The 13,882-nt window shown below is 54.4% G+C and carries 12 protein-coding genes; 3 read left to right on the forward strand and 9 right to left on the reverse strand.

Features of this window, described 5'->3' with window-relative positions:
* Positions 1-4: 4 nt before the first annotated feature.
* The 4 genes from BJF97_RS07870 to BJF97_RS07885 all read right to left on the reverse strand — a co-directional run bounded on the left by BJF97_RS07870 (position 5) and on the right by BJF97_RS07885 (position 3,092).
* Positions 5-682 (reverse strand): hypothetical protein, encoded by a 678-nt coding sequence (locus tag BJF97_RS07870; protein ID WP_014228279.1) that lies wholly within the window; start codon positions 680-682, stop codon positions 5-7.
* A gap of 64 nt (positions 683-746) precedes the next feature.
* A complete protein-coding gene (gene ecpA, locus BJF97_RS07875) occupies positions 747-1,325 on the reverse strand; it encodes a common pilus major fimbrillin subunit EcpA (RefSeq protein ID WP_032694583.1) in 579 nt (192 codons plus the stop codon).
* Between the two features lie 70 nt (positions 1,326-1,395).
* The gene (locus BJF97_RS07880; protein ID WP_014228281.1) at positions 1,396-2,013 is read right to left on the reverse strand and encodes a LuxR C-terminal-related transcriptional regulator; all 618 of its coding nucleotides are present in this window, start codon (positions 2,011-2,013) and stop codon (positions 1,396-1,398) included.
* A gap of 680 nt (positions 2,014-2,693) precedes the next feature.
* Positions 2,694-3,092 carry an NUDIX hydrolase gene (locus BJF97_RS07885; RefSeq protein ID WP_025107080.1) on the reverse strand — a complete coding sequence of 133 codons (399 nt, stop codon included), beginning with the start codon at positions 3,090-3,092 and terminating at the stop codon, positions 2,694-2,696.
* A 211-nt stretch (positions 3,093-3,303) separates the two neighbouring features.
* Between BJF97_RS07885 and BJF97_RS07890 the strand changes: the two genes are divergently transcribed.
* Positions 3,304-4,284, forward strand: a complete 981-nt coding sequence (locus BJF97_RS07890) for a LacI family DNA-binding transcriptional regulator (protein WP_032694582.1) — start codon at positions 3,304-3,306, stop codon at positions 4,282-4,284.
* Between the two features lie 5 nt (positions 4,285-4,289).
* Here BJF97_RS07890 and BJF97_RS07895 read toward each other — a convergent pair whose 3' ends face one another.
* On the reverse strand, positions 4,290-5,534 hold the full coding sequence (locus BJF97_RS07895; RefSeq protein WP_014837733.1) for a mechanosensitive ion channel family protein: 1,245 nt from the start codon (positions 5,532-5,534) through the stop codon (positions 4,290-4,292).
* A gap of 77 nt (positions 5,535-5,611) precedes the next feature.
* On the reverse strand, positions 5,612-7,039 hold the full coding sequence (locus BJF97_RS07900) for an MFS transporter (protein ID WP_032694581.1): 1,428 nt from the start codon (positions 7,037-7,039) through the stop codon (positions 5,612-5,614).
* A 109-nt stretch (positions 7,040-7,148) separates the two neighbouring features.
* Between BJF97_RS07900 and BJF97_RS07905 the strand changes: the two genes are divergently transcribed.
* Positions 7,149-8,018 carry a helix-turn-helix transcriptional regulator gene (locus BJF97_RS07905; RefSeq protein ID WP_032694580.1) on the forward strand — a complete coding sequence of 290 codons (870 nt, stop codon included), beginning with the start codon at positions 7,149-7,151 and terminating at the stop codon, positions 8,016-8,018.
* 95 nt (positions 8,019-8,113) lie between these two features.
* Positions 8,114-10,843, forward strand: coding sequence for a sigma 54-interacting transcriptional regulator (locus BJF97_RS07910; RefSeq protein ID WP_032694579.1), 2,730 nt, complete (start codon positions 8,114-8,116; stop codon positions 10,841-10,843).
* A gap of 52 nt (positions 10,844-10,895) precedes the next feature.
* On the opposite strand, the gene BJF97_RS07915 is transcribed toward BJF97_RS07910, so the two are convergent.
* From BJF97_RS07915 to BJF97_RS07925, 3 genes are all read right to left on the reverse strand, one after another.
* Complete coding sequence (locus BJF97_RS07915) at positions 10,896-11,882, reverse strand: SIS domain-containing protein (RefSeq protein ID WP_032694578.1); 987 nt, start codon at positions 11,880-11,882, stop codon at positions 10,896-10,898.
* A 64-nt stretch (positions 11,883-11,946) separates the two neighbouring features.
* Complete coding sequence (locus tag BJF97_RS07920; protein WP_032694577.1) at positions 11,947-13,008, reverse strand: SIS domain-containing protein; 1,062 nt, start codon at positions 13,006-13,008, stop codon at positions 11,947-11,949.
* A gap of 17 nt (positions 13,009-13,025) precedes the next feature.
* Positions 13,026-13,880 carry a PTS system mannose/fructose/sorbose family transporter subunit IID gene (locus BJF97_RS07925; protein ID WP_032694576.1) on the reverse strand — a complete coding sequence of 285 codons (855 nt, stop codon included), beginning with the start codon at positions 13,878-13,880 and terminating at the stop codon, positions 13,026-13,028.
* Between the last annotated feature and the right edge of the window lie 2 nt (positions 13,881-13,882).

Genomic DNA, 13,882 nt, shown 5'->3' on the forward strand with positions numbered 1-13,882 from the left:
TTACTCAGTTTACATTTATATATTGCTCACCGTGCCATATTCCAATTCGCGTTTGTTTGTTGGTGAGATCGGTATGCTTTATTTTTACGCTGACACCAGGCATGACATAATAGCGTTCACGGCAGCCTTGACCCTCATCCTTCGCTTTATCACGACAGGGCCCGTAGGAGATAACGCGGAATGAAGCGTTGCCGGTATTGGTGACCGTGTCATTATCGCGACGATAGTCAAATCTTTCTTCACGCGGCGCGACCACCAGAATCGTACCAATAATGGCAGAGGTCGTTGCCTCACCCTGTTTTTTCTTCTTGCTGGCTTCGAATTCGGTCACCGGCTCATCGGTCCAGGATATGCGGTAATAACGTTCCTGGTTGTCCTGAGGTCCTTTGTAAAAAAAACGAAAGTTCTCTTTGGCATTTCCGGGTAATATCAGGCTGGCTGGCGTTGATAATAATTCCGATCTGCTCGCCATCGGGATAACCTTGCCGCCGGCCATAGGCGATGAGATACGCTCCACGCTGACGCTAACGTAACGCGCCGTATCGGTGGTATTAATGATTTCTTTTGCCAGAGTCGAGGCATCCGGCCCCATTATTGAGGTGACGTCTCCGACATTAATCGCATAGGAGGAGGGCGTCACGGTGAATAAGAAGAGAGAGAGTAATAATGGATTCAGTTTCATGGCGCATCCTTATAAGGAGGCCGAAGCCTCCTTGTCATACCGGACAGGTGTTGGCTACACCTGATTAGATAGTCCAGACCGCGTTAAACTGAACGCGAACGTCGCCGCTCCAGTAACCGTCGGTTAAATCTTTGAACTCAGCGACGGTGCTGCCGTCAGAAGTCGCAGAGTCGACAGTGAAATCGAAGTTACCCTGAGTGCTGACGCGATCGGCGCCTGCGAAGGCGGTAGCGACAGCCAGCGCATCCAGACCCGCGGAGATGTTGTTGGCGGTATCAATCATCGTTACCGGCGTGGTTTTGTTCAGCGCGTTGCCGTTCCAGCTCACACCAACGGCCAGAGTAGAGGCATCAGTGGTACGGCTCAGGGTGTTGCTGACGATCTGAGAGGTCAGCGTGAAGTCGGTCGCGCCAGACTGGCCCTGGATGGTGATGTCAAAAGCGCCTTTCTGGGCGTTAAACGCTTTAATCCCTTCAGCGTACTGGAAGTTCAGGGATTTCAGCGGAGTGACGACCAGCGCGCTGGTGGTGTCTTTAGTTGCGCTTGCATCCCAGCTTGCCGTGGCGGAAGTGGTCACGTCAGCCATTGCGTTGGAAGAGATAAGAGCCGCAGCCACAACACCCGCTAATACGATTTTTTTCATTTTAAATTTCCTGAGAATAATTAAGTTAGTTCCATTTATGGAGTTATTGCTACAAATACTGATAATGACTTTATCCAGATAGAATAATGTTTAACTTCCCTCTGCCTCCCATCTTATTCTGCAAGCTGAGCTTGATTGCGTAGATTCTTTTTTCTGCCATCTGCAATTCGTTGGCTATTTGCTTAATCGACTTTTCTGCGAGTAAAAGATCGAGAACCAACACTTCCTGGTCGCTGAGTTTTTGGCGGTAACCTCGACCATCTCTTTGACCGAGAAACGAAAGCTGTATTTTCTTTCCAATCTCATGCCGGGTATCGCTGGCGTTGATAATCGAAATTATCTGCTGACAGCGGTGTTTCCAGTACAGCGCGAGCGGTTGTGCTAATCTGTCGGCAATCAACACTACCCGCAATCCTGTTTTGATCAGATATTCAAGCCATTTATTATTGGTGAATAATCTGATGTTGTAGCGAGAAAAATCAACAAAAATAAAGCCAGAATTAGAGAAGTTGTAGTGCTTGTTAATTAAAAAACAATGCACACCATTTTTTAAATAGATGTTTTTATCGGGCCATACGCAATAGCGGGTTTCAATGCAGTTAATCGATTTTATCGTAGGTCGGGGATAGATTTCGCATTGATACTGACAGCTTATGCAGTATACCTTCTCATATTTCTGTGGAGCCATATGTCGATTTATTTCCCTATATTGTCTTACCCTATCGTTCAATGATGTGGCTATATTATGGCTAGTTAATAAATGTGACAACTTTAATTTCTGGATGGTTATATAGATGAAAAATGTGTAAATTCTTAATGCCAAAAACTGTCTGGATTTATACTAACCTACTCTAATGAATAAGAAAAATCTGAAGATGCAGAGTTTTATGTCGATTCCTCTTTAAGAATTATCCATGGTGACCAGGAATTTTCTCGCTGAATGGGAGAAGATTGGTTAAAAAAAAACAGCACAATAAGTCAAAAAAAACGCTATCCCATCACTTTTTGTTAATTTTGTGTTTTTATTTTGTTTTATTTTATGAGGTTTATTCTGTAAATGCCTGCTTTTTGTAAGGGAAAGTTGCGATATTTTGGATTAATGGGGAAAGGATAGTCTGGTGAAATATGATCTGGCGTACAAAACAGGGCGTTTTTATGCACTAAAACGCGTCGGCGTTTGAAGGGGAGTGAATCAGAAGGATGCATTAAATCTTAAACAGAAGAAGAGGACAAAGGATTTTCGGAGAGACATGGCGCTTCAGCCTGAACTGGCTCTGCCTGCAAGCCGCGTAGCGCAACCGGGACGATGGCAGCGTGGATTTTGACTTGCAGACAAATGAGCGAATACTTTCGATGCGCCCCGGGCGCTTACGCCCCTTTCAGCAGAGGAAGCAGGTGGTTCTCGGTAAGGGGAGCAAGCTTAATATGCCGATCCTGGCCCGGCGTATACCAGATAACTTCTTCTATTTCTGCCGTCGGTGTAAAGCTCGCTCTGTTGGTGGCTATCTGAAAGATATCCGCAGAGACCGTATGGCCCGGCTCGTTTGCCGCCGTATCGGTGAAGCGGCCTAACGGGACCAGTTCTTCAGGTGAGACGATGAAGTTGAGCTCCTCTTCGAGCTCGCGGATCAGCGCCGCTTCCGGGGCTTCCCCGATTTCAGGCTTTCCACCGGGCTGCATAAAGTACTCAGTCCCTCGTTTGCGCACTAAAAGACAGCGTCCTTGGCCGTCGGCGATCACTGCCGCCGCGATATGAATATTTTTTATTGTGTTCAAGAGATACCCCAGTTATATGCCGATGATGTTCAACGGCCAGCGTACGTTTCATCTCTCGCGAAACAACGCCGACGCTATCATGATAGCGACCTTAGCGTGCTAATCAATCCCGTCGATTATCGCAAAACCTGCTGACGGCGCAGGCGGGGCTCATTTATGATAGCCTGCGAAATATAACGTCTATGCGGGAAGTGCAGCCTCTATGTCAATTCAGAAAATCGCTCGCCTGGCGGGCGTCTCGGTGGCGACGGTATCGCGGGTATTGAATAACAGCGATACCGTTAAAGCGAAGAATCGCGAACGTGTGCTGCAGGCGATCAAAGAGAGTAACTACCAGCCGAATCTGCTGGCCCGCCAGCTGCGAACGGCCCGCAGCAATATGATTCTGGTGATGGTCTCTAATATCGCCAACCCCTTTTGCGCCGAAGTGGTCAAGGGCATTGAAGAAGAGGCGGAAAAGAACGGCTACCGGATCCTGCTGTGTAATTCAGGTTCGGATTTAGCCCGTTCAACCTCGGGGCTGCAGCTGCTCTCCGGCAAAATGGTCGACGGCATCATCACCATGAACGCGCTCTCCAGCCTGCCGGAACTCACCACCATGATCGGCGACGCGCCCTGGGTTCAGTGCGCGGAATATGCCGATAACGGCAGCATCTCCTGCGTCGGCATCAACGACGTCGACGCGGCGCAGGGCGCCGTTTCCCGGCTGGTTGACGGCGGGTGTAAACGCATTGCTTTAATCAACCACGATCTCAGCTATCGCTACTCGCGCCTGCGCGAGCGCGGCTATAAAAGCGTTTTGCACGTTCGCGAACTGGCGTATCAACAGGTGATCTACGCCAGCGATCTGAGCGCCGCGGCCGGTAAACAGGCGATGGAGACGCTGCTGGCGCAGGAAGAGCAGCCGGACGCGGTGTTTGCCGTCTCTGATTCGCTGGCGGCGGGCGCGCTGCGGGCTATCGCTCAGGCCGGAATGCGGGTGCCGGATGATATTGCGGTGGTCGGTTTTGATGGCACCGAACTGGCTGAAGTGGTATCGCCGCAGCTGACCACCGTGGAACAGCCTTCGCGCGAGATTGGCCGTACGGCGGTCACGCTGCTGATGAAAAGAATCGACAATCCCGACGCCGCGGTCGAGCGGGTGATGATGGACTGGCGCGTCATTTCCCGCGCCAGTGCCTGAGGATATTACTGAGACACCGCGCCCGCCAGCGAACGAATGTCGTTACCGGTAGGGGACTGATGGATCCGCAGGCCGAATTCGTCAACCACGGCATAAACGTGATCGAATATATCCGCCTGAATGCTTTCATATTCCGCCCACACCACGGTGTTGGTGAAGCAGTAAATCTCAATCGGCAGGCCGCTGGCGTCCGGCGCCAGCTGGCGCACCATCAGCGTCATATCTTTACGGATGCGCGGATGATTACGCAAATACTCCTGCAAATAGGCGCGGAAGGTGCCGATATTGGTCATCCTGCGCTGATTCAATATCGATTGATCGGCGGCGTTCTGCTGGTTCCACAGGCTGATTTCCTGGTGACGTGAATCCATATACGGCTTCAGCAGCCTGGCCTGAATCAAGCGCTGCTGCTCCTGTTCATCAAGAAAATGAATGCTGGTGGTATCGATATTCAGGCTGCGCTTAATGCGGCGACCGCCGGATGCCGACATACCGCTCCAGTTTTTAAATGAGTCGGAAACCAGCGACCAGGTTGGAATGGTGGTGATGGTGTTATCCCAGTTGCGTACCTTCACCGTGGTCAGGCCGATGTCAATCACCGCGCCGTCGGCGCCATATTTGGGCATCTCCAGCCAGTCGCCGAGCTTGAGCATATCGTTGGCGGAGAGCTGAATTCCCGCCACCAGGCCAAGAATAGGATCTTTGAATACCAGCATCAGTACCGCGGCCATCGCGCCGAGTCCGCTAATCAGAATCGCCGGCGACTGGCCAATCAGTAAGGAGATAACCAGAATGCCGACAATAATCGCGCAGACCAGCTTAATACCCTGAAATATCCCTTTAAGCGGCAGCTGAGAAGCGGTGGCGAATTTCTGCGATAAATTGAACACCACGTCCAGCAGCGAAAAGAAGGACAGCATCGCGTAGATCATCACCCACAGCTGCGCGCAGGTGGTGAGTATTTCCGCGGCCTCGCTGCCTTTTTGCAGCCACAACACCGCCTGCACGTTGACGATAATCCCCTGCAGGGTGAAGGCCAGACGATGAAACAGTTTGTTCTGGGTAATAATTTGCAGCCACAGGTGGCTGCTGGCCTTCGCCCGCTTTTCGAAGGTGCGCAGCACCACTTTGTGCAGAATAAGATGAACGACAATCGCCGTCAGAAAAATAATGCCGAAGATAATAATGAGTGAGGTAGTGGGGGTAATTTTGATGCCTAATGCGGCGATTTGCGATATGAATTCCTGCATAACGTCTCCTTTACATCCAGCGGTTATGATGACCGCTGGATGTCTATTATGCAAATCGCAGGTTACGCTGTTGTGAATTATGGGGTCGCTACCGCCGGACGGACGTTAAGGTGATGGCGTAGCCACAGCGCGATGGCGCCCAGGACCAGCATCATCACCACTTCCAGCGCCAGGAAATCGATCAGCGCCCGGGGATAGTCGCCGCCGCTGCGCTGGGCAAGGGTTAAGAATAGCGACCCGAGAATTGCCGGGCCCAGGCCCAGCGTCGCCTGCTGCAGAGTGCTGAGAATCGCGCTCCCGGCCCCGGCGTCGCAGGCGCTGATATCGCGCATCCCGATACGGTAAAAGCTGTTGACGATCAGCGCCTGCCCGTAGCCGATGAGCGCCGTGGAGGGGACCAGCGCCAGGGTGGTGGTGTGGATACCAAGGCGATAAAAGGTCGCGCTCAGCAGCAGCAGGCCGACAATCTGCACCGACAGGCCGGTCAGCAAAATGCGCCCCATGCTGTAGCGGGCAATCAGCTTCGGCGCGTACAGCGCGGAGATGAAGTAGGCCACGCCGAGCGCGATAAAGCTGTTGCCGGACTGCCACGGCGCCATCCCCAGACCGGCCTGCATGGTCAGCGCCATGCAGAACATAAACCCGGACCAGGCGCTGAAAAAGAGCAGGGCGATGGCCATGCCAAAGCGAATGCTGGTGAGCTTCAGCAGGCGAGGCGGCAATAGCGGCTGCTCGCCGCGCTGCTGTTTGCTCAGCGCACTGGCCCGCATCCAGACCAGCAGCGGCAGCACCGCAGCTAACATCAGCTGCAGCGTCCACGGCCAGTGCAGCTCCGGCCCCAGCGCCATCGGAAACAGCAGGCAGCAGAGGATTAGCGCAAGACTGAAGGTGCCCTGCCAGTCGATGCGCGAATGCGCTTCGCGCCGGGTCTCCGGGACGTATCGCGGGCTGAAGGCCAGCACCAGCAGGCAGATCGGCACATTAATAAAGAAGGCATTTCGCCAGCCTAAACCGGCGATATCCGCCGAGACCAGCCAGCCGCCGCCCATCTGACCGACGATAAAGGCGATTCCGCCAATGCCGCCGTAGAGGCTGATGGCCCGGGCGTGGGCGGTGCCTTTGAGGGTGATATGCAGCGTAGCGAGAATCTGCGGCACGATCAGGGCCGCGCCGGCGCCCTGGACCGCGCGCGCCGCCAGCAGCGTGCTGATGGAGTTCGCCATCCCGCACAGCAGGGAGGCGACGCCAAAAATCGCCACGCCCCACATAAACAGACGGCGGCGGCCATAGTTATCGCCAAGCTTGCTGCCCATCGCCAGGCAAACGGCAAAGGCGACGCCGTACAGCGCGACGATCAGTTCCAGCTGGGTGGCGCTGGCGTTCAGCGACTGGGTGATGGAGTCCAGCGCGACGTTGGCGATCGAGGTGTCGATCAGCGGCAGCATCTGGCCGGTCAACAGAAGGAATAAACCGGCGCGGCCGGGTGAAACAGCAGACGAATTCATCGGATCTCTCCATTGCGTCATTCAGCGGATGGCCGTAGCATCACCGATAAATTAAACGGGTACCAGTTCCTGCTTATACTGGTATTAGCACTACCATGCTGGAGGTTTTATGACGACCATGCCGCAACGTGAATCGACGATCGCCGCGCCCGATGACGGCCGTAAACAGCTGGGGGCGTTTCTGCGCGCCCGGCGTGAGAGCCTCGATCCGCAGCGCCTGGGGTTGCCGCGCGTTGGCCGACGACGCACGCCGGGCCTGCGGCGGGAAGAGGTGGCGATGCTGGCGGAGGTCGGCGTCACCTGGTACACCTGGCTGGAGCAGGGGCGGGAAGTGAATCCGTCCGAGGCCGTGCTGGTGTCGGTGGCGAACGCGCTGCAGTGCAGCCCGCTGGAGACCCGGCACCTGTTTGTCCTGGCCGGACTGACGCCGCCGGAAGCCGCGCAGGTCACGGTATGCGAAGGCATCAGCCCCGGCACCCGGCGGATGCTCGATAGCCTGATGCCGCAGCCCGCCAGTATTCAGAAGCCGAGCTTCGATATTGTGGCGTGGAACGACAGCTTCTGCCGCCTGATGGGCATCGATTTCGCCACCATTCCGGAAGAGGATCGCAACTGCATTTATCTGTATCTGACCAATGAAACCTGGCGCAGCCGTATTGAAAATCGCGACGTGCTGGCGACGTTTGTCTCCTATTTCCGCGCGGCGATGGCGGAGCACCGCGGCGATCCGCTGTGGGAGAATAAGCTGGCGCGCTTTTTCGCCGCGTCGGCGGAGTTCGAGGCGCTCTGGCATCAGCGCTATGAGGTACGCGGGGTGGAAAATCAGGTGAAACACTTTAACCATCCGCAGCTCGGACGCTTCAGCCTGCAGCAGATGTACTGGTACTCGGCCCCGCGCAACGGCTCGCGCCTGCTGGTCTATTTGCCGATGGATGAAACGGGCGAGCGGGCGCTGGCGTGGCTGCACGGTAACCCATGAATAATTAAGCTTTTTTAAGAAGTGTGGCAGGGGGCAGCGACCTCTTACGCGAATTGTCGTATAAGCGAATTTTACGCTTTTGACAGGGGCGCAAGATGAATAAGGAGTCGATTTTTCGCCAGCTAGAACAACGGATCGTCGGGCGACCGCTGACCGCGGAAGCGCTTGGCGAGTTTAATGCGATGGCGATTGCCGATAGCCTGAAGCAAAAACGCAGTATCATCAGCCATCATCTGAATAATCTCCATCGCGAGCAGCGGGTGGTCAAAGTAAATGGTCGCCCGGTGCTGTTTTTACCCATTGCCGCGCTGCGCGACCACCACCGCCTCGCGGTTCGACACGGCGAATACGCTTCCCTTCAGGCCCTGTGCGCTGAGCGCCAGGATAGTCTGGCGCAGCTGATAGGCGCTCAGGGCAGCCTGCAGGAAGCTTTGCGACAGTGCAAGGCCGCCATCAGCTACCCCGGCGCAGGTCTACCGCTTCTGCTGCGCGGTCCCACCGGCACGGGGAAAAGCTTCCTTGCCCGCCAGCTGTGGCGTTACGCTATGGAACAGGAGGTTTTACCTGCCGATGCGCCGTTCACCGTGTTTAACTGCGCCGAGTACGCCAATAATCCAGAACTGCTGACCTCAAAATTATTCGGTCACGCGAAGGGCGCCTTTACCGGTGCGGATAAATCAGTCCCCGGTCTTATCGAGACCAGCAACGGCGGGGTACTGTTTATTGATGAGGTTCATCGTCTGCCCCCCGAAGGACAGGAGAAACTGTTCCATTTTATGGATAACGGTAGCTGGCGGCGACTGGGGGAGAGCAGCGAGGAGCGCAGCGCCACGGTACGGCTGATTTTTGCTTCAACGGAGGATCTGGAAAAGCACTTCCTGGCAACTTTTATTCGTCGTATTCCAGTGATCGTCAAAATCCTGCCGATCGCCGAGCGTGGACAGTATGAAAGACTGGCGTTTATCCATCACTTTTTTCGCCGTGAAGCGCAGCGATTACATCACGATCTGGCGCTGGACGGCGAAATCATTAGCCAGCTGATGCGCGAAACGCTCGAGGGTAACGTCGGCGGACTAGAGAATTTGATCCGCAATATTTGCGCCAGCGCCTGGACATTTGGCGAGCGGGATAGCGATCTTTTACAGATAAAAGCGGGTTTACTGCCCGACCGGTTGCTGGCGGATGCGCCTTTTTCTCTTCAGCAAAATAGCGAACGGGTCATGATTTACCGCGATGGCGACGCGCAGCCTTTGTTTTCCGGTCGTCATCATGAGTATCAACGGCTAACGGAAAATATTTGCAGCCTGTGCGAGGAACTAGGGAAGGACAATATCAGCGCGAGGACCTTTGAAAAGCTCATTTATCAAAACGTGACGCTCTATCTCGATGCGTTGATGAATCAGGAGAGCGCGGTCTCTCTTCAGGATAAGCGGCTGCGCTTTATTGAGGATGTGGGCAAGGCGATCGCCGCCAATTACGATCTCCAGCTGAATGCCGAATTCGCCTATCTTACTGGCCGCTACCTGACCAGCCTGCCTCTTGCTCCGCGCAGCGTTGCCGAACCCGCGCGTCTGGTGATGCAGCGCTGGCTGGAGTCCTCAGCGGGGCTGGCGCAGCGTATCGCGGGGAAACTACTGGATGTCGTCAATAACAAATACGATCTGCTCATCGATACGCTTGACCGCCTGGCGGTTGCCGCCATCGTCAGCAATGCGATTGATGCGACCAGCGGCGGAAAAGTGAAAGCGCTGATTATCGCCCACGGCTATTCGACCGCCAGCAGCATTGCGGGGGTCGCCAATCGCCTGATTGGCGAGAAGATCTACCAGGCGATGGACATGCCGATGGAGGTGGCGTTCAGCGATGTCAGCCGCGCCGTGGTTGATTATCTCCAGCATACCGATACCCGAGCCGGAGTCATGGTGCTTATCGATATGGGCTATACCAAAGAGATTGCCGATGCGCTTTTGTCGGTGATTAACGGCCCGCTGGTGGTGGTGGATAACGTCACGACGCGCATGGCGCTGAACGTCGCCAGCGAGATCGCGCTGGGGAAAAATATCGAACATATTGCCGAAGAGATCGTGCCGCTCAATCAGTCGCGTTGGGATGTCTTCTGGCCGACAGAAAAAAAAGAGCGTGCTCTGCTGGTGACCTGCATTACCGGAATCGGTACTGCGTTTAAATTTAAAAATCTGATGGAGAAGAGCCTGCTCAGCGACTTTGATATTAACATTATCGCCTGCGAGTATACGCGCTTAAAAAATAGTCGCACGGCGATATCGTTGCTCCACCAGTATGAAGTGATTGCGGTTGTGGGTACGCACGACCCACAGCTTGCGGGGGTGCCATGGGTAGGTATTGAAGAGCTGCTGGGCGAGCAGGGGCATCGGCATCTCAGTCAGCTCTTAAGCGGCTATCTCAATGAAAAGCAAATTGCGCTGATTAATAAAAATATGGTTCGCGAGTTTTCGCTGCATAACGTCGTCAACTCCTTGACGATACTGAATGCCGGAAAAACGATGAGCCATATTGAGACTATTATTGCAGAGTGGCAAAACACGCTTAGCTTTAATTTTAATAATAATTTAATTATTAGCCTGTATGTGCATCTCAGCTGCATGATTGAGCGTCTGGTAATGCGTAATGAAATTACCCATTATAAAAATCTTGAGCAATTTTCTCGCCAGCACGGAGAATTTATTGCTATGGTGAACCACTCGTTTCAGCGCCTGAAAATACTCTATAATGTGACGCTGCCGGTAGCGGAAATTGGTTATATTCACGATATTTTTGAATTACGCATTGACGATTTTCGCTGGTAATCCTCAGCACAGCCCCGGAGCAGGTCGCCGGGGCTGGCAGAGAGTTAGCGAATTAATATTCGACTTTCCACATATAGCGGCGGGTGGTCAGAGGATGGTTGCGGGCGGTGGCCAGCGCCAGGTTGTACACATCAAGAACGCAGTTGTGCAGCAGGCCGCAGAAATATTCGCGCACGCTGGCGTGAAGCGTATCAATTCCCACTTTTTCCACGTCAATAATCTGCAGTTTTCCCTGATAGCGTTCGATAAAGCGGATCGCGCGATCGTCCAGCGGGCGGGTGCGGCCGCTGCTTTTTAACAACATAAACGGCGTCCCCGGTTCGGTGATCTCAAAGGGGCCATGGAAATATTCGCCGCTGTGGATGCTGGCGGAGTTAATCCACTGCATTTCCAGCAGAATACAGATTGACTCCTGATGTGCGGCGCCGAATGAGGGACCGCTCCCCATCATATAGATGACTTTTTCACTCTTCCACGCTTCAGCAAAATGCTGCGCATCCGCCTGCACCTGCTGCTGAGCGCCGCGCACCACGGATTCAAAATTGGCAAAGGCGCTGACCATCTCATCGTAATGGTCGTATCCCTCGGTTTGCGCCAGGATCTCCAGCGCCAGCCACAGGCTGTACGCCGCTTTTTGCTGTGTCGGATCGACAGTTTCGGGATAGCGGGCCCAGCAGTATTCGATAGTGTAATCGCTGTGTTCGCACAGCGGCGTGCCGGGGGTATATACCAGCCCAATCGTAGCCGCGCCTTTTTGACGCGCGATGCGGGCGGCTTCGACCGTTTCAGCGGTGTTGCCCTGCTGAGAGGCAAGGATCACCACGCTATTTTCTCCTAATGCTTTCGGCGTCGCGTGGACAAATTCATTACTGGTCACATAACCGACGGCCAGCTTTTTCGCTTCACAGTCGAGAAAATATTTCCCCGGCCAGAAGCCGGTCAACGAACCCCCGCAGCCAACAAACCACACGCGTTCAATACGTTGCCTGGTTAAAATATCGCGAATAATATGGTGGGCGTTTTTCTGAGCTATAGACATATTGATCTCCTTGAGATGTAAAGGGTCCTCCGCTGCATGGCGGATAACTATTACAGGGCATTATTTAATTAAGTTTTTTACTTTTCATTTTCTGGTGGAACTGCGGATCCTTAGGTATTGCGGGATCGACACCCTTCACTGGCGGTAGCCTGGCGCAGACCATTTGCAATGGAATAATATATTCAAAGATTGCAAAGTCTGGATCGTTAATAAACGTAAAGGGCATGTTTTTACCGTTATTGTCAACATGCGGGCCAATGCGATAAATATGCGGCGTCCAACCAGACAGTATTTCCGCCAGACGATCCTGACGCTCATCGGGATGCGGATCGAGCATAATCAGGGTCGAGCGCTCATCAAAGGCGTTATAGATCCCGTGGATGAATTCCTCAAATTCATAGCCGGCCACCGGGCAGCGCAGCGTTTCAAGCATCTTTAGCGCGCCTTCCTGAACGGTGCCAAACAGCCCTGCCGGGCCGGTCAGGCGAATATCTGCGCTGTCGATAAGCGGCCGGGCCTGATTGAGAACCCACGCCTGCGAGGCCTCAATGAGCGTCGGCAAATGATTAAACGTCCTCTCCATGCGGACGAGTAGCGCCTTGCGCTCCTCATCGCTCAGGCGCTGCTGGCGGCTGGCGACGGCAAGCGCAAGCAGTATCAGGTTGAGTATGGTGCAGTGATAACCTTTGGTTTTGGCGCCGGCGCGCTCTTCTCCACAGGGGACCGTCAGGATCAAATCTGCCGCCTGGTCGATGGCAGCTGGCGCTTCCCCGGCCATGGAAGCGGTAAGGTGCCCGGCTGCCCGGGCGCGCTCCATTGCGGCGAGAGTGGAGAGGCTACCGCCTCCCTGAGAAATGCCGATGACCAGCGCTTTGTCGCTGAGGGAAAGTGCCATCTCGTCCAGCAGGAAGGGCCAGTACACATCGATCGGGATGTCGCACCACTGCTGCATAAACGACCGCGCGGTCAGCGCGCCGTGGTAAGACGTACCGGAACCGGTCAGGATGATTCGAGAGATCCCGCGATCCGCCAGCGCTTTCGCCGCTTGCCAGAGATCTTCCCGCGTCTGCGTTAGCATAGCGAGCAGGCGAGCGGGGGTTTCATTCATATAGTCTTCTACGTGCATGGGTAATATTCCTCTTCTTAAAGCAGGCCTAACGCGCTGGCCGCCATGCCAAACGCGATGGTGCCTAACAGGATCCAGTTGATGTTGACTCCCTTACGGATCAGCTTGTACATCCCAAGGGTGAAAAGCAGAGGCAGCAGCGAAGGAAGTATTTTGTCGATAAACTCCTGTGCCTTCATAGTCGTCTGCCCGGCAGTGAAGCTGAGCGGGGTGGTGATATCTATCATACTGGCGGTCATCGCGCCGACGACCATCAGGCCAACGATTGACGCGATATAGGTCACCCGATCCATGAGGCCGCTTTGGTAAATCCGCATCAGCCAGGTGGTGCCAGCCCGATAGCCGAGCTTCAGCCCATACCAGCGGCATAACAGATGAGGTAGGTTATAAACTAACAACGCCATTATCGGTCCCAGGAGGCTGCCCTGCTGGGCGAAATAAATCCCCATCCCGGCGGCAATCACCTTCAATGACCCCCAGAATATGGAGTCACCGATACCCGCCAGCGGCCCCATCAGGCTGGTTTTAATCGCGTTTATTGATTCTTCATTAAATTCGGGATTGCGCTGATTCTCCTCTTCCATAGCGATCGACAAGCCGAAGATAAAGGTGGAGAGGTGCGGCGTGGTGTTAAACAGCACCAGATGGCGCTGCAGGGCGCGCCCCAGTTCCGTCGGGTCCTGATAGATGCGCTTCAGAGCGGGCGACATGGCGAAGGCGTAGCCCATATGCTGCTGGCGCTCGTAGTTCCACGAGCCCTGCAGCGTAAAGGAGCGCCAGAACACGCTGCGTAAATCCCGAGCGGTGACCCGGCTTGCGTCATCGCTTTGCGGCTGGGCGGTGCCTGACAGGGTCTGCGTCATTTCACTCATGA

The organism is Klebsiella sp. LTGPAF-6F, from assembly GCF_001753185.1.
Lineage (GTDB): Bacteria > Pseudomonadota > Gammaproteobacteria > Enterobacterales > Enterobacteriaceae > Klebsiella > Klebsiella michiganensis.